This window comes from Variovorax sp. GW822-FHT04A09, assembly GCF_058801005.1.
The window spans coordinates 496,402-518,910 of record NZ_JBXAMV010000004.1; the positions used below are offsets into that span (position 1 = coordinate 496,402).

The 22,509-nt window shown below is 65.1% G+C and carries 21 protein-coding genes; 19 read left to right on the forward strand and 2 right to left on the reverse strand.

Going from position 1 to position 22,509, the window contains the following annotated elements:
* Positions 1-2: 2 nt before the first annotated feature.
* From AC1RLW_RS22435 to ubiA, 12 genes are all read left to right on the forward strand, one after another.
* Entirely contained in the window at positions 3-2,834 is a 2,832-nt protein-coding gene (locus AC1RLW_RS22435; protein WP_493195137.1) for a type VI secretion system Vgr family protein, read from the forward strand.
* Positions 2,835-2,846: 12 nt separating this feature from the next.
* Positions 2,847-3,791: a DUF4123 domain-containing protein gene (locus AC1RLW_RS22440; protein WP_493195139.1), complete on the forward strand. Its 945-nt coding sequence runs from the start codon at positions 2,847-2,849 to the stop codon at positions 3,789-3,791.
* Positions 3,784-7,209, forward strand: a complete 3,426-nt coding sequence (locus tag AC1RLW_RS22445) for a T6SS effector BTH_I2691 family protein (protein ID WP_493195140.1) — start codon at positions 3,784-3,786, stop codon at positions 7,207-7,209. Before AC1RLW_RS22440 ends, AC1RLW_RS22445 begins: the two co-directional genes overlap by 8 nt.
* 1 nt (position 7,210) lies before the next feature.
* A complete protein-coding gene (locus tag AC1RLW_RS22450) occupies positions 7,211-8,098 on the forward strand; it encodes a DUF6708 domain-containing protein (protein ID WP_493195142.1) in 888 nt (295 codons plus the stop codon).
* A gap of 95 nt (positions 8,099-8,193) precedes the next feature.
* Positions 8,194-9,168: a DUF6708 domain-containing protein gene (locus AC1RLW_RS22455; RefSeq protein ID WP_493195144.1), complete on the forward strand. Its 975-nt coding sequence runs from the start codon at positions 8,194-8,196 to the stop codon at positions 9,166-9,168.
* Complete coding sequence (locus tag AC1RLW_RS22460) at positions 9,165-9,683, forward strand: hypothetical protein (RefSeq protein WP_493195145.1); 519 nt, start codon at positions 9,165-9,167, stop codon at positions 9,681-9,683. The genes AC1RLW_RS22455 and AC1RLW_RS22460 overlap by 4 nt, the downstream gene beginning before the upstream one ends.
* A 153-nt stretch (positions 9,684-9,836) precedes the next feature.
* The gene (locus tag AC1RLW_RS22465; RefSeq protein ID WP_493195147.1) at positions 9,837-12,719 is read left to right on the forward strand and encodes a type VI secretion system Vgr family protein; all 2,883 of its coding nucleotides are present in this window, start codon (positions 9,837-9,839) and stop codon (positions 12,717-12,719) included.
* Positions 12,716-13,852: a hypothetical protein gene (locus tag AC1RLW_RS22470; protein ID WP_099793822.1), complete on the forward strand. Its 1,137-nt coding sequence runs from the start codon at positions 12,716-12,718 to the stop codon at positions 13,850-13,852. The genes AC1RLW_RS22465 and AC1RLW_RS22470 overlap by 4 nt, the downstream gene beginning before the upstream one ends.
* Positions 13,853-13,856: 4 nt before the next feature.
* Positions 13,857-14,600, forward strand: coding sequence for a hypothetical protein (locus AC1RLW_RS22475; protein WP_493195149.1), 744 nt, complete (start codon positions 13,857-13,859; stop codon positions 14,598-14,600).
* Between the two features lie 73 nt (positions 14,601-14,673).
* On the forward strand, positions 14,674-15,639 hold the full coding sequence (locus AC1RLW_RS22480; protein ID WP_493195150.1) for a LysR substrate-binding domain-containing protein: 966 nt from the start codon (positions 14,674-14,676) through the stop codon (positions 15,637-15,639).
* Between the two features lie 136 nt (positions 15,640-15,775).
* A complete protein-coding gene (locus tag AC1RLW_RS22485) occupies positions 15,776-16,360 on the forward strand; it encodes a Dps family protein (protein WP_062474805.1) in 585 nt (194 codons plus the stop codon).
* A gap of 86 nt (positions 16,361-16,446) precedes the next feature.
* A complete protein-coding gene (gene ubiA / locus AC1RLW_RS22490; RefSeq protein WP_493195152.1) occupies positions 16,447-17,307 on the forward strand; it encodes a 4-hydroxybenzoate octaprenyltransferase in 861 nt (286 codons plus the stop codon).
* A 14-nt stretch (positions 17,308-17,321) separates the two neighbouring features.
* On the opposite strand, the gene proC is transcribed toward ubiA, so the two are convergent.
* Together proC and AC1RLW_RS22500 are read right to left on the reverse strand one after the other, a co-directional pair.
* Positions 17,322-18,179, reverse strand: a complete 858-nt coding sequence (proC, locus tag AC1RLW_RS22495) for a pyrroline-5-carboxylate reductase (RefSeq protein ID WP_493195154.1) — start codon at positions 18,177-18,179, stop codon at positions 17,322-17,324.
* Positions 18,176-19,312: an esterase-like activity of phytase family protein gene (locus AC1RLW_RS22500; RefSeq protein WP_493195339.1), complete on the reverse strand. Its 1,137-nt coding sequence runs from the start codon at positions 19,310-19,312 to the stop codon at positions 18,176-18,178. Before AC1RLW_RS22500 ends, proC begins: the two co-directional genes overlap by 4 nt.
* A 257-nt stretch (positions 19,313-19,569) precedes the next feature.
* Here AC1RLW_RS22500 and rplN point away from each other — a divergent pair, with 257 nt between their 5' ends.
* Genes rplN through rplR form a run of 7 tightly spaced genes read left to right on the forward strand, consistent with a single transcriptional unit; the run spans position 19,570 to position 22,502 of the window.
* A complete protein-coding gene (gene rplN, locus AC1RLW_RS22505; protein ID WP_009124801.1) occupies positions 19,570-19,938 on the forward strand; it encodes a 50S ribosomal protein L14 in 369 nt (122 codons plus the stop codon).
* A gap of 12 nt (positions 19,939-19,950) precedes the next feature.
* Positions 19,951-20,283 (forward strand): 50S ribosomal protein L24, encoded by a 333-nt coding sequence (gene rplX, locus AC1RLW_RS22510; protein WP_062474813.1) that lies wholly within the window; start codon positions 19,951-19,953, stop codon positions 20,281-20,283.
* Between the two features lie 11 nt (positions 20,284-20,294).
* Complete coding sequence (gene rplE / locus AC1RLW_RS22515) at positions 20,295-20,834, forward strand: 50S ribosomal protein L5 (RefSeq protein ID WP_056576993.1); 540 nt, start codon at positions 20,295-20,297, stop codon at positions 20,832-20,834.
* Between the two features lie 8 nt (positions 20,835-20,842).
* Entirely contained in the window at positions 20,843-21,148 is a 306-nt protein-coding gene (gene rpsN / locus AC1RLW_RS22520) for a 30S ribosomal protein S14 (protein ID WP_056576989.1), read from the forward strand.
* A 20-nt stretch (positions 21,149-21,168) separates the two neighbouring features.
* Complete coding sequence (rpsH, locus tag AC1RLW_RS22525) at positions 21,169-21,564, forward strand: 30S ribosomal protein S8 (RefSeq protein ID WP_062474816.1); 396 nt, start codon at positions 21,169-21,171, stop codon at positions 21,562-21,564.
* Between the two features lie 24 nt (positions 21,565-21,588).
* Positions 21,589-22,122: a 50S ribosomal protein L6 gene (gene rplF, locus AC1RLW_RS22530; protein ID WP_062474819.1), complete on the forward strand. Its 534-nt coding sequence runs from the start codon at positions 21,589-21,591 to the stop codon at positions 22,120-22,122.
* Positions 22,123-22,136: 14 nt separating this feature from the next.
* Positions 22,137-22,502: a 50S ribosomal protein L18 gene (rplR, locus tag AC1RLW_RS22535; protein ID WP_056577252.1), complete on the forward strand. Its 366-nt coding sequence runs from the start codon at positions 22,137-22,139 to the stop codon at positions 22,500-22,502.
* Positions 22,503-22,509: the final 7 nt, after the last annotated feature.

Sequence of the window (22,509 nt, forward strand, 5' to 3'; positions counted from 1 at the left end):
CAATGACGACGACCTTCACATCGGCCTCGCTCGGCGGGCTCATGCGCGCGGGCACCACGCAGCGCGATCGCCTGCTGGTGCTGCACACGCCGCTGGGCGAGAACAAGCTGCTGGCCGAGCGCCTGGACGGCGTGGAGTGCATCGACGGCGGCGGCTTTCGCTTCGAACTCACCGCGCTGAGCGACGACGCGCACATCGAACTCAAGACCCTCATCGGCCAGGGTGTGCGGCTAGATCTGCAGACCGCGCAAAGCCGCACCGAGCTGCGCCCCTTCCACGGCCATGTGAGCGAGGCCGAGTGCGTGTCGAGCAACGGCGGCATGGCGCGCTACCGGCTCGTGATAGAGCCGTGGATGGCCTTCCTGCGCTACCGCCAGGACAGCTGCCTGTTCCAGCACCAGAACGTGTTCGACATCGTCGACGCCGTGTTCGGTCGCTACCAGAGCCAGGGCCAGCTCGCCCCCCAGTGGCGCTGGGAGATCGCCCAGCGCGACATCTATCCTGTGCGCGGCATCACCACCCAGTACCAGGAAAGCGACTTCGACTTCGTCGCGCGCCTGCTGGCTGAAGAGGGCCTGTGCTACTGGTTCGAACACGCCACGGGCAAGGACGGTGCGCTGGGCAATCACACGCTCGTCATCGCCGACCACAACGGCGCCTTCCGCGCCAATGCCCAGCCCACCATTCGTTTCCACCGCGCCGATGCGAGCGAGCGTGAGGACACCATCCAGCAGTGGCGCGGCCATCGCCAGCTGCAGACCAACAGCCTCGCGCAGCAAAGCTGGGACTACAAGAGCGTGAACGCACGCCCCGTGCAACAGCAAAGCCGCGCCGCGGGCCAGCGCACCCTGCACTGGAGCGACGACCCCGGCGCCTACGGCTGGGAGACCTCCGCGCAGGGCGAGCGCCTGCTCGCCAACGCCCTGCAGGCGCTGGAGCTGCGCAACAAGCGCTTCGAAGGCCGCAGCGCCGTGCGCACCCTGGCGCCCGCCACGACGTTCACGCTGAGCGGACACGAGCAGCACGACAAGGACAGCGAACAGGACCGCCGCTTCGCCGTGCTCGCCGTGCGCCACATCGCGCGCAACAACTTCGACGAAGACCTGAAGACCGGCATCGGCGAGCGGCTGGGCCTGCCCGACATCGCCACCGTGTTCGACAGCGGCAACGGCGATACGACCGCAGACGCCGTCACCCACTACCGCAACGAATTCACCACCGTGCGCGCGGCCATCCCTTACCGGCCGCTGAGCCTGGACGGCCACGGCCAGCGCATCCATCCCAAGCCCAGCGTGCACGGCAGCCAGAGCGCCATCGTCATCGGCGTGGGCGGTGGTGACGCGCCGGTGCACACCGACCGCGACCACCGCATCAAGGTGCAGTTCCACTGGCAGCGCGGCAGTGCGTCGAGCGCGCGCCAGTCGCGCACCGACGGCCAGGACAACGCGCCCGCCGCCGACCGCCTGGGCGCCTGGGTGCGCGTGGCCGCCAGCGCCGCCGGCGACAACTGGGGCCAGATGAGCCTGCCGCGCGTGGGCCAGGAAGTGCTGGTGGAATTCCACCACGGCGACATCGACCGCCCCGTGGTCGTCGCCGCGCTGTACAACGGCGCCGGCCAGGTCGACGCCCAGCACAACCAGAAACCCGCAGGCGCCGCCCAGTCCACCGGCAACGCGCCCGCGTGGTTCGCCGGCGAAGGCAAGGGCGCCAAGGAGCACGCGCACAACGCCGTCTTCAGCGGCATCAAGACCCAGGAACTCAGCGCCAGCCAGAGCGGCGACGGGGGCTACAACCAGCTCGTCTTCGACGACACCCCCGGCCAGGGCAGCACCAGCCTGGCCACCACCCAGGCCAGCAGCCGCCTGCACCTGGGCCACCACAAGCAGCAGGACGACAACGCCCGCGGCAAGGGCCGCGGCCACGGCGCCGAACTGGCCACCACCGCGCAAGGCGCCATCCGCGCCGGCGCAGGCCTGCTCGTGAGCGCCTATGCCCAGCCGAACGCCAAGGGCGCGTTCATGGCGAGCCGCGAAGCACAGCAGCAGACGAAACAGGCCGAAGAACTTGCAACGTCACTCGCCCAGAGTGCGCAGACGCAGAAGGCGCAGATCAAGGGCGAAGGGGCTCCGGGCGAGCTGCCGGCGATTGCCGCGCTGAAGCATGTGGCCGAGGTGCTGGAGGCGAAGCAGGAGGGTGGTGCTGCGGCATCGGGCAGCAACGCTGGTTCAGGCGGCGGCGACATCAAGGCCACCGAAGGCGGCCACGGCAGCGTCACCGCGTACAGCGAGCCTCATCTGCAGTTCAGCGCGCCGATGGGCATCGGCTTCGTCACGCCGAAGGAAGTGATCGCCGTGAGCGGGCAGCACACCGCGATCGTCGCGAGCCAGGATGTTGACCTGCCCGCGCAAGGGCAGATCGCCCTGAGCGTGGCCAAGGGGGTGAGTCTGTACACGGTGGGCACGAAGGCCGGGGAAGGCGGCGAGCCGAACCAGGAGCGCGGCATCTCGCTGCATGCGGCCAGCGGCAAGGTGAGCCTTCAGAGCCAGACCGGCGCCACGAAGATCGCGGCGGACAAGAAGGTGACGATCGCCAGCACGGCGAAGGACGTGGCCGTGGAGGCGCCCAAGCATGTGCTGCTGACCAGCGCGGGGGCGTACATCAGGCTGGAAGGATCGAGCATCAAGATCCATGCGCCGGGGAAGGTGACGTTCAGGGGGATGCATAACTTCGTGGGGCCGATGGGGGACAGTGCGAGCAACAGCGTGGGCAAGGCGGAAGCACAGCCATGTCCCAAGCAAAACGATGCCGCAGCCAGCGGCGCCGTCACCCTCTGAGGCCGGGGACAGATGTTCGAAAACCTTGTTCGGCAGTTGGGGGAGGCACTGCAGGCGGACGATGCCTTGTCCGCCTACCTGCTGGTCGACCCCATGTTGCGCGAGCCCTTCTCCGAGGACCTGTTGCAGGCGGAGCCGCGCGAAACCTGGACCGTTCCTGTTCGTCACCCGTTGTTGAAGCCCGAACAGCGCCCTCGGTTGATTCGCCTGCATCCGCACGACACGCATCTGCTGAAGGCGAGCCTGGCCTTGGCGTTGAGCGAGCAGGCAGACCCGGATGCGGAGGGCGAACAAGGGTTCGTCTTGGGCGGCTGGTTGTTGACTGACGCACCGGCAGACGCATTGGCTCGACATTTCGCCCGGTGCATGCAGGGCGGCTTCCCCGGTGAGACCAACCCCAAGTTCATACGCTGGGCCGATCGGCGGGTCATCGAGTGGATGTGGCCTGCACTGACACCGAACCAGCAAGCGGGTCTTCTGGGGCCCGTGCATTGCTGGTACAGCCTGGACCGATGCGGCGAACTTGTGCGCTACGAGGCCACCTCCGATGCCAAGCAGGAGGGCGTGGGCTTCAGTGCCGAGCAGTGGGCACATGCAACCCGCAACGAAGCGGTTCAGGATTTGCTGCGCGGGTGGCAGCGGTTCGCAGGCGTCTTGCCCTCCGATTACTTGCAGAAGGCCTCCGAGGCGACTGCCGCGACCATCTCCGCGGGATTGTCGAACCGGCAAGACCGGGTCTTGCTGGGGGCTTACATCCTGCAGGTCCACCCGCAATTGACCACCCATCCGACCGTGCACTCGTTGATCGCTCGCGCCTTGCGCGGTGACGCCACGCTGGCGCAGGCGCTCGAAGGCGTGCCTGACCCCGAGGGATGGAACACCATTCGGACCGAGTTGGAGCGCCACGCCGGACTGTCGCAGCTTCAACCGGCCACACAGGGAGAACGACTTGGCTGATACACCTGCCCCCAGCTATTCGGCGGGCGCGCAAAAGGCGGCTGCCGGCACGCCCGGATGCACTGCCGGCGGCTGCCCGGCGTGCGCCAAAGCCGGATTGCCGGTGTTGCTCGTACGGCCCGGCCTCGCGGAAAGTAGTTACGCGCAGCCCAAACAGGAAGCGGCGCGGCCGCTGCTCGACAGGCACACCGCGGAGGCGGCGTTGAGCTACAGCCGCTACGCAATGCGTACGCTGCGTGCGGGATTCGTTGTCGTTTTCTATGAGAAGCCCCATACGCCGCAATTGAAGGCCGACAAAGGCTGGCAGATTTTTCGTGTCAGCGATGGTGGGTATCTCAGTCCTTTCCCGCTGCAGGCCGTGCCCTACACGAACAGTGCCAGCAGCGAAGGTGGCTTTGTGTGCCAGCGCTCCGAAGCGTATGCCAATGCGATGCTGCTCGTGATTCCAGAGGCCAAGCTCGCGGGCTCTGTGTGGGTGGGCTACAGCGATCATCCCTGGTCCCAGCCAGTGCGAGACCTGTACGCGTCCAAAGAGGACTTGCGAAAAAGACGCATGACTCTCATCGAGGCTTCGAAGGGGACGGCCAAGCGGTCGATGCCACTGACAACGGGCACCATCCTGACGCTTGTCGCGGACTACGACGAGAAGCTGCAGCCCAACGATTTGCTGGGTACGCCGTTCCCCCCGTTGAGCATGCAGAAGGGGGCGGCGGGCAAAGCCGGCGTGCGGCCGGAAAGCGCACTGGACGTTTTTCAAGCGGCCGAACGTCTGGTGAGGGCTTCACAGGGGCAATACACCATGGACCATGTGCACATGGTCAGCGTTCCCGATGCCGTTGGTGTGACCTCCGAGTCGGCCTACATGCGTCTGGTCAAGTGCAACAGCGCAGCCCAGTGGCTGAACGAGTACAAGGACTCGGAAGGTAAAAAGCAGGGGCAGTGGCGACTTCAAACGGCGTTGACCATCGAGGGCTTGCTGAAAGAGATCGGTGCACAAGGCGATGCGACCAAGAGACGCATAGCAGGCATGGCGCACCTGAACGGCAAGGCCATCACGAGCGAGGATTTCCGCAAGCAGAAAGCAGCCGGCAGCTTGCCGCCGGAAGCTCGTTGGGTAGGCAATCGCAAGGCAAGGCCGATGTCGAGGGTAGACGCCTACCCCGACCCGATCAATGGAAAAATCGAGCTTCCCAACGAGGGGGAGATCGACCACGACACCGCGGGCCTCAAGGATGACGTTCTTGAGAAGCTCGGATCGGGTGGCAGGTACCCCTTCCGGAGTTTCCTGGAGCAATTCGACAGGCTTTCAAAGGCCGACAAGGATCTTCTTTCGAAGATCGAGCCCGATCACGGGGCGTGGCTCAATTCGGCAGCGCGCAAGCTCGTGACCGAGCATGACTTTGGCCTCAACGAACGCATCGACGGCCTGCACTACGCCAATGCTGTCGCACAGATCACGTTGGGAGGGCACATGAGCACCACGGGACTCGAGTGGTACAAGCCCTTTGCTTCTGACAACCCACATGACAGCCAGGCGCTGCTCACTCGGGCGCTGCTTGGGAATCAGGTGGCATTCTTCGACGCGTTCAAGCCCACCAAGATTCACAAGGAAACCAAGAACATCTTCAAGTTGTTCGAGGAAACGGCACAGGCTCTGAAAGACGCAAGCGCGGGCAAGGGAACTCCCTTGGCCAGCCAGGTCCTGCTTGCCAGATATCCGTTCTACGACAAGGTCGTCAGCAGCTTGCCGTTGCTGAAAAACGCCGCCTCGGGTCTGGCGCATCCGCTCATCACCATCGTCGGCGGGATCAGCATGGCCACGACAGGCACTGACCCGGCGTCGGTCAAGACACGGCAATTCCTCACGGCCATCATGCAATGCGTTACCGCCGGCACGGCAGGCCCTTCAGGCGCGATGGCGCAAACGGTCAAGATGACCCTGTCGGAGGCTGTGAAGTACTGGGAGAGCCTGCGCGGCGAGTTGGGTCGCCGCGCGGCGCAGGGCGCGGGCGCCGTATCGGGCGCGGCCAACAAGGCCGGTACCGCCGCCACAGGCAAGCTCAAGAACGTGGCGCTGGCGGGTGGTCTGAGCTTGGCGCTGGCGGGGCATTCGCGCGGTCTCAACACGCTGATCGATGTGTGGATCTTCACGGCTGAATCGGCAGACGACCTCACAAAAAAGGCCACCGTCGCAGGGCGCTCCGCCGTCAACGCCGCCGCTCAGGCGGGCCGCTCTGCGGGCAATGTCGCCACTGCTGCGGGGCGGGCGGTCGGCAGCGCCACCGCGCCTGCAACGCAAGCGGCCACCCGTGCGGCCGGCTGGACCGCGGCACAGCTCTCCGGTTTTGCCAAGGGCTCGGCAGCCGTCATGAGTGGCGGCGCAGCGTCCTTCTCGGCAGCAGGCGCGGTGTTGCATGGATTCTCGATTGCCAAGTCCATCAAGATGCTGGAGAACGGCACGCAAGACCAGCGCACAGCTGCGTGGTTTGGGCTGGCCGGCTCGGGCCTGGGTATCACGGGCGCGAGCCTTGAAGTTGCCGAGCAGATTGCCAAGGCGAACAGTGCATGGGCGTCGAAGGCGAACATGCTGAAGCTGATGGCGAGCAGGTTGTCGGCTGCGGGGTTGCTTGTTGACTCGGGATTGGCAGGGGTAAATTCATCGAAACGTTTGGACAACGACGACATAGATTCGGGAGTGGCGTATGGATTTTCCGCGACGTTTTTCTTAGCTGCGTCTGCCGCCGGATGGATGGCTGCCGCGCAAATCAGCGGGTCTGTCGTGAGCGCTGGTTTACTGGGCCTGTCTTGGACAGGCTGGGGCTTAATCCTGATCGGCCTAGCCATCGGCGTCGGCTACATCGCCACCCTCCTGCAGGACACGCCCACTGAAGAATGGGCCGCCAAAACCATTTGGGGCCGAGCCGATACCAAATGGGGCAGCCTGGAAGTCGAGCAACAGGAACTCAACAAGCTGCTCATGGGCATTCGCGTCGAGTTCGAATACGGCATGAACACCTTGGCCACCACCGGGGCCGGCATGTCGCGTGCCAATGCCGGGCTGGGGTCGTTGTTCATGAAAGACCCGCTTGCAGGCCACAGCGGTCTGTACAAGACCGTCGAACTGAAGTTGTGGATGCCCAAAGCATTGCGCGACAGTCTTGAATGGACCATCGGTATCACGTTGGGCGGTCGCGATGGCATCTCGACCTTGGTCTACGTTCTGGGTCGCAGCGTACCGCCTGCGCAGCCGCTGAGCTTGAAGGGCCTGGAGCGCCCGCAACGCAGCGACGAGGGCGACTTCACCCACATCACTATCGACACCGACGGGATGCTGTACCCACGAGCCCAGACCCAGGTTCAGGTGCTGGTCGACGCCACCAGCGGAGACTATGTGGTGGACCAGACGATGACTGACTGACATGAAAAAGCTACCCGAATACAACGTGCTGCTGCCGGATTGGCAAGGGCCGGAGACGCAGTTTGACGAGATCTGCGAGGCGCTGCGGCCGATGCTCAATGGAACGATCACGCGTGTGGCGCCCGAGGACAAGAAGCAGCCCGTGCATGAGAGCGCCAGCACCTGTGATTCGCTGCTGGCGGTGCATCCGCATGCGATTGAGATTGGCGCACCCTCTGGAACCGGGGAGACGGTGGGAAATGGGAATACCTTTACGTTTTTTTTCTTGGCAGGAATGGCGATGGGAGGGTGGTTTATTTTTGAAGCGCTACTTCGACCAAACGTCGTTCGTTTTTTTCTTGGAAGTCTTTTCTTTGCTGTTAGCTTTTTTCCTTTCTCCCACGTTATCCGGGCCACCTATCTAAGCCCTCGCGATATCCCTGTAGTCTTCAACCGAAAGACCCGAGAAGTCAGCATCTGCGTGTTGGGGCGCTTGCGCTTCTGGCGCTTCTGGGAGCGCGTGGGCATCGACAAAGTGATCACCACCTCGTGGGACGATTTGCAGGCCCGCAGCTACAAGATCATGCAACTCACTGGCGAGGCGGCCCGCGACACCCATGTGCTGCGCCTGCTGTGGGGCGAGGCCCGGAACCCGCGCAAGCTGGAAGGCATCGCCTTGATCGGCTACCTCGGCTGGTACGAAGACGCTGCACTCTGGCGCCTGTGGGAGCACATCCGGCGCTACATGGAAGAGGGCGGCCCGGCCATCCAACCGGGCGAGACCTTGCGCACCAGCGGTGCGGGCAAGCTGCCCGAGTTGCCTCCGGAGGTCATTGCAGCGGCCGGTGGTCCGGCGTTGAGTGTGGAAGAGGTTACCCGGCTGGCGGGTGCGGCCGATGCGGCGGCTTAGGGTGCAAGCTGACGTGCACTCGATCTTCACCAGTCAGGCGCAAGCGGCTGTCAAGAAATCAATCGATGCCGACGGTGACGGGATGACGGCGTGACATGAAAAAGCTACCCGAATACAACGTGCTGCTGCCGGATTGGCAAGGGCCGGAGACGCAGTTCGACGATATCAGCGAAGCGTTGCGCGCGATGCTCAACGGGACGATCACGCGCGTGGCACCCGAGGACAAAAAGCAGCCTGTGCACGAGAGTGCCTGCACCTGCGACTCACTATTGGCTGTGTACCCGGAGGCGATTCAAGTTGGAGCGCCTATGGGCACCGGAGAAGTGGTGGGGAATGGGAATACCTTTGCGGCCTTCTCCTTGGGTTGCATGGGTCTTGGGATTCCTTGGTTTTGGGCTGCTTGGAAGAGTTGGCTGAAATGGTTTACCTACGACGATCCGAGTCCTTGGAGCAACCCACCGAGAGCGATCGATTTTCTAGAGCCATTGGCTTTTGGTCTCATCATGTTCGGCATGGGCTTCCTCTTCTTCTCCTTCGCCCTGCGGATGTCCCACCTTGCCCCCCGCGACATCCCCGTGGTCTTCAACCGCAAGACCCGAGAAGTCAGCATCTGCGTGTTGGGGCGCTTGCGCTTCTGGCGCTTCTGGGAGCGCGTGGGTATCGACAAAGTGATCACCACCTCGTGGGACGATTTGCAGGCCCGCAGCTACAAGATCATGCAACTCACTGGCGAGGCGGCCCGCGACACCCATGTGCTGCGCCTGCTGTGGGGCGAGGCCCGGAACCCGCGCAAGCTGGAAGGCATTGCCTTGATCGGCTATCTTGGTTGGTACGAAGACGCTGCACTCTGGCGTCTGTGGGAACACATCCGGCGCTACATGGAAGAGGGCGGCCCGGCCATCCAACCGGGCGAGACCTTGCGCACCAGCGGTGCGGGCAAGCTGCCCGAGTTGCCGCCGCAGGTCATTGCAGCGGCCGGCGGGCCGGCGTTGAGTGTGGAAGAGATTGTCCGGCTGGTGGGTCCGGCCGGTGTGGCCTGTGCGCTGCACAGCCGTTCTTTTGCCCTATGAAGCGATTCGCTCTACTTGCCGCAGTTGTTGTTGCGGTCCTCATCGCATCGGCTGTGGCGTACCGCGGCTATCGGGTGAACACGAGCACTTCCGACACTTCAACCGCGGTATCGAGCGATGAGAGCCGGGCCCAGGGGAGGCTGCTGGCAAAGCTTCGTTTCGATGCACCGTCTTTTGGTGATTGCTCGGTGCATGACGCGTGGCTGGAAAAGTCCTCCACGTTTGTGACGCGCAGCTGGTTCGGCATTCGTCTGGGCAAAGAGACCATTCCTACAGCCGCCATCCATGTGGTCCTCAACATTCCCAAGGACCCATTCCAGTCTGCGGAAAGCTTGAGCTTCGACGAGACGAATCCGACCGCCTCCGACTTGGGGCTGACAGGCTCGTTCACCCAGACCGTCACGATCAATGCAAAGCGCTACTGGCTGTTCGGATCGAACACCGTGTTTCCGCCGCCTGCGGTCATGACATTCAGCTGTGGCACAGCAAACGCACATGCAACGCTGGCGAACTAGGATTTTTCCGGTCCACGCGATGTCGATCGGCCAACCCCTGAACCGACAGGGCGGGAAGATCGCGCGCGGCCATGCATCGAACGAAGACCGGCCCTGCCGGCACTGACACCAGGGAGGTGGATATCCATGTCATCAGACACATCAAGCAGCTTCATGCCGACGCCATGGAAGCTCGAAGGCCTGAACGTCGCGCGGCTGTCGGAGCAGGCGCGGCTCATCAAGCTGCAGCTGCCCGCGTCGGCACCGCAGAACGCCGTCGTCGTCGAGCGCTTCACCGGCAGCGAAGGCGTCAACGAGCTCTTCGACTTCACCATCGACACCCTCGCCACCTCGAGCGAGTTCGACCCGTTCGCGCTGATCGGCGAAGAGCTGAGCCTGCGCCTGCTGCTGGCCAACGGCAGCTTTCGCACCTGGCACGGCTATCTCACGGCCGTCGATGCGCTGGGCGGTGACGGCGGTCTGGCGCGCTACCGGCTGCATCTGCAGCCCTGGCTCGCCGCGCTGGGCTTGCGTCGCGACAGCTTCGTGTACGCCGCCAAACACGTGCAGGACATCGTCAGCGAAGTGTTCGCCGACCACACCACCGCGAGCTTCAGCTTCGAAGTCACGCAGGAGATGCCCGTGCGGCCCACCTGCGTGCAGTACCGCGAGTCGGACCTGGCCTTCGTGCTGCGCCTGCTGGCGGAAGAGGGCCTGAGCTTTCGCTTCGAGCATGAGCAGCAACAGTCGACGGGCAGTGGAAGCGGCAACACCACGCCCTCGCATCACCGCCTGGTGATCTTCGACCGCGCGGCAACCCCGCCCGACTGCGCCTTGTCGCAGATCCGCTTCCACCGCGTCGACGCCACCGAAGCGACCGACGCCATCACCGTATGGAGCAGCCGGCGCCAGGTCGCCACCAACGCCGTCATGCGCAACGCTTGGGACGCCAGCGTGTTGCAGGCCCCCACCGGCGCGGTGCAGAGCGCGCTGGCCATGGGCGACGTGCCCGTGCTGGAGCACTACGACGGCACCGGCGCGCAGCGCTACGCCGACAGCGCCACCGCCGCCCGCCGCGCCGAACAACAGCTGGTGGCCTTCGAATCGCGCATCAAGCGCTACGGCGCCGCAGGCAGCGTGCGACAGCTCGGTGCCGGCGAGCGCTTCACGCTCACGCAGCACGACCGCTACGACGGCCGCAAATTCCTCGCACTGCGCGTGCGCCACGAAGCGGCCAACAACTTAGGCGCACAGGCCGCGCAGGTGCTCGAAGCCGGCGAACTCGAGAAGGGCAGCTACCGCAACAGCTTCGAGGCCCAGCCGGCCGAGGCGCAGGTCGTGCCGCTGTGGCGACCCAAGCCCACGGCCCCCGAGGCCATGGTCGCGCTCGTGGTCGGCGGCGATGACGACGAGGCACCGACCGCCGTCCACACGCAGCGCGACCATCGTGTGCAGGTGCGCTTCCATTGGCAGACCCAGCGTGCGGGCCAGCAGCAATCGACGAGCAGCGGACAAGGCAGCCTCGTCGCCGCCGGTCGCCACGCGAGCAATCGCCAGTCCGTCTGGCTGCGCGTGGCTGCACCCGTTGCAGGCCCGAACTGGGGCGCCCACCACCTGCCGCGCGTGGGTTCCGAAGTGCTCGTGTCCTTCATCGAAGGCGACATCGACCGACCGGTGGTCGCTCAGCAGCTCTACAACGGACAGGACCTGCCGCCTTGGTCAGCCGGAACCGACTCGTCAGCCAACCATGCCGGCGTGCTCTCGGGCTGGCACAGCCGCGCGCTCGATGGCAGCGGCTACAACCAGTGGATCGCCGACGACGCGCCCGGCCAGGTGCGCACCCGCCTGGCCAGCTCGCACGCCGCGAGCCAGCTGAACCTGGGTCACCTCAACGCCCAGTCGCCCGACGAGAGCAGCCGCGGCGCCTGGCGCGGCAGCGGTGCCGAACTGCGCTCCGACGCATGGGTCGCCACGCGCGCCGGCGAGGGCTTGCTGATCTCCACGCTGGCCCAGGAACGGGCAACGGGCAGTGTGCAGGACACCACCAGCGTGCGCGGCCAGCTCGCGGGCGCGCTGCGCGAGGCGCAGAAGCTGTCCGATGCGGCCGGCGGCGCGAAGGCGCTGGCGCTGAGCGCCACGGCGCTGCTGCAGCCGCTGATCGACGACATCGATCCGCAGAAGAACGGGCACTATCCCAGTAGCGTCAACGGGCAGGACGCGCGCGAGCCGAAGGGAGGAGAAGGCGCAGGCTCACGCGAAGGGCAAGACCCCGTGCCCGCCTTCGCCCGGCCGCTCATGGTGCTCGATGCGGCCATGAGCCTGAACATGGCCACGCCCGCCAGCGCGGCCGTGTACGCAGGCGAGGCGATCCACTGGACTGCGCAGGCGCAGGCCCACATCGCGGCGGGCAAGACCGTGAGCTTTGCGGCCGCCAAATCTGTGGGCCTTTACAGCCACGAAGGTGGCATCCAGGTCATCGCTCAGGACGGACCCGTGAGCGTGCAGGCGCACACCGACGAACTCGAATGGCTGGCCAAGGAAGGCTTCACGGTCACCAGCAGCAATGACGAGATCCATGTGCTGGCGCAGCAGAAGATCACGCTCAAGGGGGGGCAGACGAGCATCGAGCTGGATGGGATGAACATCACCTTGAAGATGCCCGCGCTGCTGGACATCAAGGGGGCGAGCAAGAGCTTCGTGGGGCCGAAGGGGAATCCGGCAGAGCTGATGGGGCTGCCGATGGGGTTGACCAGCGAGCCCAAGCATTTCATCGAAGTCGAACGTCGCTACTACGACACGGATGCGGTTCAGGGCGCGGACGTCAAGGTGACGTTCTCGGACAAGAGCGTTCGCAGGGGAAAGCTGGGATCGAATGGGCAACTGCGCTTCGACGGCGTGCCAGCCGGTGCTGCAGACATCGAGATCGGCGAAGACGCCAGGGAATGGCAAATTGACCCCGTCGAGGAGTCTCCGGCTAACCCCGCCTACGGGAAGGACGTGACGCCTGAGCAGGCCATGGCGCTCTACGCGCTGGTTTTCGGTTCGGAGGACAAATGAACGACGCGCTCGATTGGTTCTGGGGCGTCCTGCAGGGCGACTTCAACGAGGATGCCAGCCTGTCGCAAACAGTCGTCGGCAGCATCATCACAGCGATTCCCATCCTTGATCAGCTCGCGGACATTCGCGACGTGATTGCTAATTTGCACCAGCTCTCGAAGGACTCGAGCGACAAGTGGAAATGGATCGCGCTCGCCATCACGCTCATCGGCCTCATTCCGGTTCTGGGGAGCCTGCTGAAGGGCGTTTTCAAGTCGCTGGTGAAGTTCCTCAAGCAGGGCGGCAAGTACGCCGATGAGGCGCTCGAAACGATCCTTGCGATCATCCGTGGCGCTGGCAAGGGAGATCCCGTCAAGTGGCTCAAGAGCCTGCCGATGGATCAATATGCAAAGAATGCCGTCAAGCGGTTCGACGAGATCACACAGAAGATCATTCTTGGGATATCCGATGTGCGGCACCGGTGGCTGACCCGGAAGCTGCTGGGCGACAACGTCAAGCGCCTGGAGTTGGTCGAGCAGCAGATTGCAAAGCTGCGGGGCATGGGGCAGGCCAAGATTCCCGAAGTCATGCGCTTCCTCAAGTCCGAGCTCGACAAGCTGCTGGAGCGGGCCAAGCCCGCGAAGCTGGATGGCGCAACCGACACGGCCAATACCTTGGCGCACAGCGCCAAGCCGCTGCTTCGGCTCGACTATGAGGTGGCGGTCAAGCGTCGCGTCGGCGGCAAGGTGCAAAGCATGCGCGCCGCAGGCAAGAGCGAAGAAGAGATCGCAAAGGCCGCGAACGCCGAGCGCCGTGCACTCGGCAAGGAATTCAAGGACAAGACCGACCCCGAGCTCCGGGAGGTCATCTACAAGCGCAACCAGGCGCTGTATGGCGATCCGCTGGGGCCGAAGTACGAAGACCTGAAGCGGGGCTATGTCATTCACCCCAAGACACGTGAGCGCGTGAATGTCGGCAAGGGCAATCCCAAGACCGACGCCCAGATCATCGAAGGCGCCCAGAATGCAGGGGGCGACGACATGCCCTGGGACCTGATCATGGAGTTCTATCGTCAGAAGAAAACCGGTGACCCTGAGAAGGCAGCCAAGCTTCTCCGTGAAATCGACGCGATCGTCAACCGAGCAAAGAAATAGTCCCATGTGGCTCTACCTGCATCACACCGCCTCCGACCTCATCGACCTGGACCCCACAACCGGCCGCTGGCGCCCCGTCGACGACGCCGAAAAACCGTCAGGCGCCGCGGTCCTTGCTGACCTCCCCGTCAAAGGCGGCTACACGATCGAGAACGACAAGCGTTACTACAGCTACTGGACGTCCGACGAGAAGTTCGTCTTCCGCACCGACGACGGTGCCATGTTCGAGATCTGCCAGAAGCGCGACGACGGCTCCGTGGTGATGCTCTCGCCCGTCCTGCGCAGCGAGATCGCGCCTTCGCGGTATGGCGATGGGCGCTTGCGGCAGGGCTTCAGACAGTTCCGGCTGATGGACGCCGCGACAGGCAATGTCGTCTTCGAGCTGGACTACAACGCCGAGCGCTATCAACGCCTGTATCAGGCCGACTTCACCGCCGCGGCCGCGGAGCAGGATCTGTCCGACTGGGATTTCTTCATCGCCTTGCAAGGCGCCATCGAGATTTTCGAAGAGCGTGCCGCGTCCGGCCGCGTCGCTTTCTCCGTGCAGGACGATGGCTCGGCGCAGGTCCAGGGGCACCGCATGCGCCGCGATGAGCTGCTGTTTGCGGACACGGGCCAGACCTGCCCCCGCTCGGGCATCTGGGCCTGCCTGACCGACCTGCGCGTGAGCGTGGCCGTCACGCAGGGCGAGCCGATGCCCTCGAACGGCGGGCGGCCGGTGCAATGGGTCTGGAGCCGCACCGGCTGAGCGCAGCGCAGCCCGCGGCTTTTAACCCCGCCCCAGCCGGGTCACAGACCCTTGCGCATAATTGACGCAAGCTATGACTCTCACCGAACTCAAATACATCGTCGCAGTCGCCCGCGAGCGGCACTTCGGCAAGGCGGCCGAGGCCTGTTATGTGTCCCAGCCGACGCTTTCGGTGGCCATCAAGAAACTCGAGGACGAACTCGAGGTCAAGCTCTTCGAGCGCAGCGCCGGTGAAGTGACCGTGACGCCGCTCGGCGAGCAGATCGTCCAGCAGGCCCAAAGCGTGCTCGACCAGGCCGCCAGCATCAAGGAGATCGCCAAGCGCGGAAAAGACCCGCTGGCCGGCCCGCTGAACCTGGGCGTGATCTACACGATCGGCCCGTACCTGCTGCCCGACCTGGTGCGCCAGGTGATCACGCGCACGCCGCAGATGCCGCTGGTGCTGCAGGAGAACTTCACGGTCAAGCTGCTCGAGATGCTGCGCGCCGGCGAGATCGACTGCGCGATCATGGCGGAGCCCTTTCCCGACACGGGCCTGGCGATGGCGCCGCTGTACGACGAGCCCTTCATGGCGGCGCTGCCCGTGAAGCACAAGCTGGCCGACCGCGAGTCGATCACGTCGGAAGAGCTGCAGAGCGAGACGATGCTGCTGCTGGGCACGGGCCACTGCTTTCGCGACCACGTGCTCGAAGTGTGTCCCGAGTTCGCGCGCTTCTCGAGCAACGCCGAGGGCATCCGCAAGAGCTTCGAGGGCTCGTCGCTGGAGACCATCAAGCACATGGTGGCCTCGGGCATGGGCGTGACGCTGGTGCCGCGCCTGTCGGTGCCGGCCGAGGCGCTCAAGCCGAAGGTCAAGGGCCGCAAGGAGCCCGAGCAGATGGTGCGCTACCTGCCCGTGCGCGACGCGCAGGACCGTGACCCGCCGATGCGCCGCGTGGTGCTGGCCTGGCGCCGCACCTTCACGCGCTACGAGGCCATTGCGGCGCTGCGCAACGCGATCTACGCGTGCGAGCTGCCGGGTGTCAAACGACTCTCCTAGCGATTCGGGGCCTTCGCCTACGCGCGGGCTGTTTGGGATCGCTGATCGCTGGGATAGAGTGAAGCTGTTGCGAAGCCGCCTGCCGGCTTTCAGAATTTCGGTGTTGTCACCCAACTTCAAGAAAGACCCCTCCGCCATGGCCAAACCCTCGAAGAAAACCAAGTCCCCGTCGCCCGCAGCTTCCGCCGGCAAGGTGCCCAAGAAGGGCGGCGCCGTCGTCGCGCAGGAGTCGGGCAGCCGCAACGCGCCGATCATCAACATCGGCATCGAACGCCAGGACCGCGCGGCCATCGCCGAAGGCCTGAGCCGCGTGCTGGCCGACACCTACACGCTGTACCTCACGACGCACAACTTCCACTGGAACGTGACGGGCCCGCACTTCAACTCGCTGCATGCGATGTTCATGACGCAGTACACCGAGCTGTGGGGCTCGACGGACGTGCTCGCCGAGCGTATCCGCGCGCTGGGCCACTACGCGCCGGGCTCGTACGCCGAGTTCAGCAAGATCGCCACCGTGCCCGACGTGCCGCAGAACCCACCCAAGGCGATGGAGATGGTGCGCATCCTCGTGAAGGGCCACGAAACGGTGTCGCGCATCGCGCGCGAGTTCATTCCGGTGGCCGAAGAGGCCGGCGACGACCCGACGGCCGACATGCTGACCGCGCGCTGCACGGTGCACGACCAGACGGCCTGGATGCTGCGCTCGCTGCTCGAGGACTGACGGCGTCTGCCTGATCTCCCGGTGCGCCGGGAGTCCCTGCAAGAGCGGCACAATGGCCGCTCTTTTTTCGTCTGCCCGTCCGCCGCATGCTTGCCCGCCGTTTTGCGCTCTACCTCGATCTGATCCGCTGGAACCGGCCGGCCGGCTGGCTGCTGTTGCTGTGGCCCACGCTGGGCGCACTCTGGTTCGCGGCCGACGGCTGGCCCGGCTGGCACCTGCTCGCGGTGTTCACGCTCGGCACCTTCCTGATGCGCAGCGCGGGCTGCTGCGTCAACGACGTGGCCGACCGCGACTTCGATCGCCATGTGAAGCGCACGGCCCAGCGGCCCGTGACGAGCGGCGCGATGTCGGTCAAGGAGGCGCTGGGGCTGGGCGCGGTGCTGGCGCTGCTGTCCTTCGGGCTGGTGCTCACCACCAACCGCACGACGGTGCTGTGGTCGTTCGCGGCGCTGGCGATCACGCTGATCTATCCGTTCGCCAAGCGCTTCGTGTCGATCCCGCAGGCGGTGCTGGGCATCGCTTTCAGCTTCGGCATCCCGATGGCCTTTGCCGCGGTGCAGTCGACGGTGCCTGCCTTTGCCTGGTGGCTGCTGGCGGGCAACCTGTTCTGGGTGCTGGCCTACGACACCGAGTACGCGATGGTGGACCGCGATGACGACCTGAAGATCGGCATGAAGACCTCGGCGATCACCTTTGGCCGCTTCGACGTGGCGGCGGTGATGGCGAGCTATGCGATCTTCCTGGCGGTCTGGATCTGGGCCGGTGCCAGCCGGTCGCTGGGGGTGCTGTTCTATCTGGGCATCGCCGCGGCGGTGGCGCAGGCGCTCTGGCACTGGCGCCTGATCCATGACCGCACGCGCGAGGGCTGCTTCAAGGCCTTCCGCGAAAACCACTGGCTGGGTTTCGCGGTGTTTGTCGGCATCGTGGCGGGCTACACCGTCCGGTAGCCCACCTGCTGGTTTCAGCCGCGCCCGAATTCCTCGCCCAGCTCGGCCGCGCGCTTCTGTGCGGCGCGGATGGCGGTCTTGAACTGGCCCTTCACATCAGAGGCTTCGAGCGCGCTCAGGGCCGCGTAGGTCGTGCCGCCCTTGGAGGTCACGCGCTCGCGCAGCACCGAAGGCGGCTCGGTGGCGCTGTGCGCCAGCGCCGAGGCGCCGGTGAAGGTGCCGATGGCCAGCCGCTGGGCCTGGTCGGGCGTGAGGCCCATCTCGACGCCGGCCTCGGTCATCGCCTCGATGAAATAGAACACGTAGGCCGGGCCGGAGCCCGACAGGGCGGTCACCGCGTCGAGCGCGGGTTCGGCGTCGACCCAGATCAGCTCGCCCGTCGGCGCCAGCAGCTGGCCGACGCGTGCGCGGTCGGCGCTTTCGACGCCCGCCCGCGCGAAGAGGCCGGTCATGCCCTTGCCGACCAAGGCGGGCGTGTTGGGCATGGCGCGCACCACGCGCTCGGTGCCGAGCCAGCGGGCGATGCTGTCGGACGGGATGCCCGCCGCCACGCTCAGGTGCAGGGCGTCGGCTGCAAAGGCGCGCACCGGACGGGCGGCTTCGGCAAAGGTCTGGGGCTTGACCGCCCACACCACCACGGCGCAGCGCGCGAGGGCCTCGCTGGCCTCGGCCCTGGCGACGATGCCGTAGGACTGGGCCAGCCTGGTGCGGGCTTCCTCAAAAGGCTCGACCACTTCGAAGTCATCGGCCGCGACGCCTTGCTGGATCAGGCCGCCGATGATGGCGCTGGCCATGTTGCCGCCGCCGATGAAGGCGATGGGGGGCAGGGGGCCCGGCGCGGTGCGGGGCAGGAAGGTCACGGCGATGGTCATGGTCGGTCGGTGTAGGCGAAGGCGGCGAACTGCGTCACTTGCAGCGGGTTGAAATTGTCGTCGCTCACGACCACCAGCAGGCGGCGGCCGTCGGGCAGTGGTGGGCCCCAGCACATGCCCTCGGTGTTGTCGAGGCGCGAGAGGCCGAGGGTGGCGAAGTCGGCCACGAGCGTCTTGGCGGCCGGCCGGTGGTTGCCGGGGGCGAGGGCGTCGACGGCGAGCACGTCGTCGGCGGCCCGGGTGTCTATTTCATACAGGCGCAGCGAATTGCCGGCGCCGGTGGCGTAGGCCCGCTCCAGCACCAGCATGCGGTGGGCGTCGAGCATCAGCACCTCGCTCACGCCGTTATCGGCGTAGGTGCCCGGCACCAGCGGGCGCAGCGGGATGGCGTCGGGCACGTAGGCGATCTGGCGCATGGCGCGGCCGGTCGCGAGATCGACCTGGGTGAAGCGGCAGGGGCCGCCGGGGGCGGTGGTGGTCGGGATGGGGCCGTCCTGGACCAGGGCGTTTTCCATCGCGAGCCAGGCCGACCGGTCGTCGGGCGTGAGGGCCAGGCCCTCGAGTGTCTGGTTGTCGCGCGGGCCGCGGTGCTGGGTCGGGTCCGGGGCGAACATCGCCGGCAGGGCGAATTCGCGCAGGAAGCGGCCATCGCGCGCCGATTCATACAGGGCGGGGCCGAAGCCGCGGGCCAGGTCGCCTTCGCTGGTCCAGAGCAGGGTGCCGGCCGAGGGGCGCAGGCGCAGGGCTTCAGGGTCGGGCACGGGCAGGCCGTCGATTGCCTGGCGCCGCCCGGGCCACGGGCCGCCGCCGGGGCGTTGCAGCTGGACAACGCCGGTGGGCTCCGGGGCGGCGTCGGCCGGCTGGGGCCAGCGCGCGGTGTAGCAGCGTACGGGAGCCAGGTCTGACCGGTCATCGCTGAGAAGCAGGTACTCACCTTTGATGGGATCGTAGTCGATGCCGGAGAGGCCGCCTGCCGTGGTGCTCTCTATAGAGCGTCGGTGCGCCCAGCGGGCTTCCCCCAGGCGCTGCAGCCGGCCGGTGTCCGGCGCCGGTGTTGCGCTGCGGCAACCCGCAAGCCCCAGCGATCCCAGTCCCAGCAGGCCCGCGCCGCCCGCCAGCAGGCGTCGGCGCAGCACGGAAGGCGGCGAAACGAGGGGGTGGATGGGGGCGCGCACGCCACAAAGTCTAGCGGCTGTCGAAGTTCGCGTGATGAGGCAGTTGACATCGCCCGGCATGGGTGCCACAATCGCGGGCTTCGCTTTCAAAAGGCGAAGCTTTCAGCCCAAAGCGGAAGCGTCTCGAGTGGTTCGAGGCGTGGACGACGGGCCCAAGACTGACCGCGGTGTCTCCCTCCTGGAGGCTCATCGGTACAAGTTGGGAATATCAAGAAATGATCCAAACTGAATCCCGGCTCGAAGTGGCCGACAACACGGGCGCGAAATCCGTCCTGTGTATCAAGGTGCTCGGTGGCTCCAAGCGGCGTTACGCCAGCGTGGGCGACGTCATCAAGGTCAGCATCAAGGAAGCCGCTCCGCGTGGTCGCGTCAAGAAGGGCGAGATCTACAGCGCAGTGGTGGTCCGCACCGCCAAGGGCATCCGTCGTGCTGACGGTTCGCTCGTCAAGTTCGACGGCAATGCCGCCGTGCTGCTCAACGCCAAGCTGGAGCCCATCGGCACCCGCATCTTCGGACCGGTCACGCGCGAACTGCGCACCGAGAAGTTCATGAAGATCGTGTCGCTGGCACCCGAAGTTCTCTAAGGACACAACGCCATGAACAAGATTCGCAAAGGCGACCAGGTCATCGTGTTGGCCGGTCGTGACAAGGGCAAGCGCGGCGTCGTGTCGCTGCGCGCAGACGATTCGCATGTGATCGTCGACGGCATCAACCTCGTCAAGAAGCACACCAAGCCGAACCCCCTCAAGGGTACGACCGGTGGCATCGTCGAGAAGACCATGCCGATTCACCAATCCAACGTGGCGATCTTCAATGCTGCGACCGGCAAGGCCGATCGCGTGGGCATCAAGGTCACCCAAGGTGCCGACGGCAAGCGCGTGGCTGTTCGCGTCTTCAAGTCGAGCGGCGACGAAATCAAGTTCGCCTAAGAGGTACTCACATGGCACGTCTCCAACAACACTATCGCGAAAAGATCGCGAAAGACCTGACGGAAAAGTTCGGCTACAAGTCGCCGATGCAAGTTCCGCGTCTCACCAAGATCACCCTGAACATGGGTGTGGGTGAAGCAGTCGCCGACAAGAAGGTCCTCGACAACGCCGTCGCCGACCTGACCAAGATCGCTGGCCAGAAGCCCGTGGTTACCAAGTCGAAGAAGGCCATTGCCGGCTTCAAGATCCGCGAAAACCAGCCGATCGGCTGCATGGTCACGCTGCGTGGCGTGCACATGTACGAGTTCCTGGACCGTTTCGTCACCGTGGCCCTGCCCCGCGTGCGTGACTTCCGCGGTATCTCGGGTCGCGCATTCGACGGCCGTGGCAACTACAACATCGGCGTCAAAGAGCAGATCATTTTCCCTGAGATCGAGTACGACAAGGTCGACGCCCTGCGCGGTCTCAATATCAGCATCACGACGACGGCCAAGACCGACGAAGAAGCCAAGGCGCTTCTCGCTGGCTTCCGTTTCCCGTTCAAGAACTGAGGTGATCTGTGGCTAAAGCATCTTTGATCCAGCGCGAACTCAAGCGCGACAAGCTGGTTGCCAAGTTCGCTGCGAAGCACGCAGAACTGAAGGCAACTTCCAACGACGCGAAGAAGAGCGACGAAGAGCGCGCAGCGGCCCGCCTGGCCCTGCAGAAGCTCCCGCGCAACGCGAACCCCACGCGCCAGCGCAACCGTTGCGAAATCACCGGTCGCCCCCGTGGCACCTTCCGTCAATTCGGTCTGGCCCGCGCCAAGATCCGCGAACTGGCTTTCAATGGCGACATCCCCGGTGTCACCAAGGCCAGCTGGTAAGCCAGGCAGGAGCAAACAACATGAGCATGAGTGATCCCATTGCCGACCTGCTGACGCGTATCCGTAACGCGCAGATGGTGGCGAAGCCCACCGTGTCGGTCCCGTCTTCCAAGGTGAAGATCGCGATCGCACAAGTCCTGAAGGACGAGGGCTACATCGACGGCTTCCAGGTCAAGACCGAAGCCGGCAAGAGCGAACTTGAAATCTCGCTGAAGTACTACGCTGGCCGTCCGGTCATCGAGCGCATTGAGCGCGTGAGCCGCCCCGGCCTGCGCGTCTACAAGGCCAGCACTTCCATTCCGCAAGTCCAGAACGGCCTCGGCGTTGCGATCGTCACGACCCCCAAGGGCGTGATGACCGACCGCAAGGCGCGCGCCACCGGTGTCGGCGGCGAAGTTCTGTGCTACGTCGCCTAACCGAGACATCGAGGAGTTACTGAAATGTCCCGAGTAGGAAAAATGCCGGTCGCCATCCCCGCAGGCGTGGATGTGTCGATCAAGGAAGACCAGATCAGCGTCAAGGGCACGGGCGGCACGCTCAGCCTGGCTCGCAATGCGCTGGTGAATGTCGTCAACAAGGACGGCAAGCTGAGCTTCGAGCCCGCCAACGATTCGCGTGAAGCGAATGCGATGAGCGGCACGATTCGCCAGCTGGTGAACAACATGGTGGTTGGCGTGACCAAGGGCTTCGAGAAGAAGCTCAACCTGGTCGGCGTCGGCTACAAGGCTGCGGCGTCCGGCGCCAAGCTGAACCTGCAAGTCGGTTACTCGCACCCGGTCAACATCGACATGCCGCAAGGCATCACGGTGACCACCGCGACCCCGACCGAAGTGGTGATCAAGGGCGCTGACCGTCAACGCGTCGGCCAGATCGCCGCTGAGATCCGCGCTGTTCGTCCGCCAGAGCCCTACAAGGGCAAGGGCATCCGCTATGCGGACGAGAAGATCGTGATCAAAGAGACCAAGAAGAAGTAAGGGGCAGCAAAATGATGTTGACCAAAAAAGCACAGCGTCTTCGCCGCTCGCGCCAGACCCGCATCCGCATTGCGACGCAGGGCGTGGCTCGCCTCACGGTGAACCGCACCAACCTGCACATCTATGCCACCGTCATCTCCGACGACGGCACCAAGGTGATCGCAACCGCATCGACCGCCGAAGCCGAAGTGCGCGCAGCACTCGGCGCCTCGGGCAAGGGTGGCAATGCCGCCGCTGCCACCGCCATCGGCAAGCGCATCGCTGAAAAGGCGAAGGCTGCCGGCGTCGAGAAGGTCGCTTTCGATCGCGCAGGTTTCGCCTACCACGGCCGCGTCAAGGCGCTGGCCGAGGCAGCCCGCGAAGCCGGTCTGCAGTTCTAATCGGACA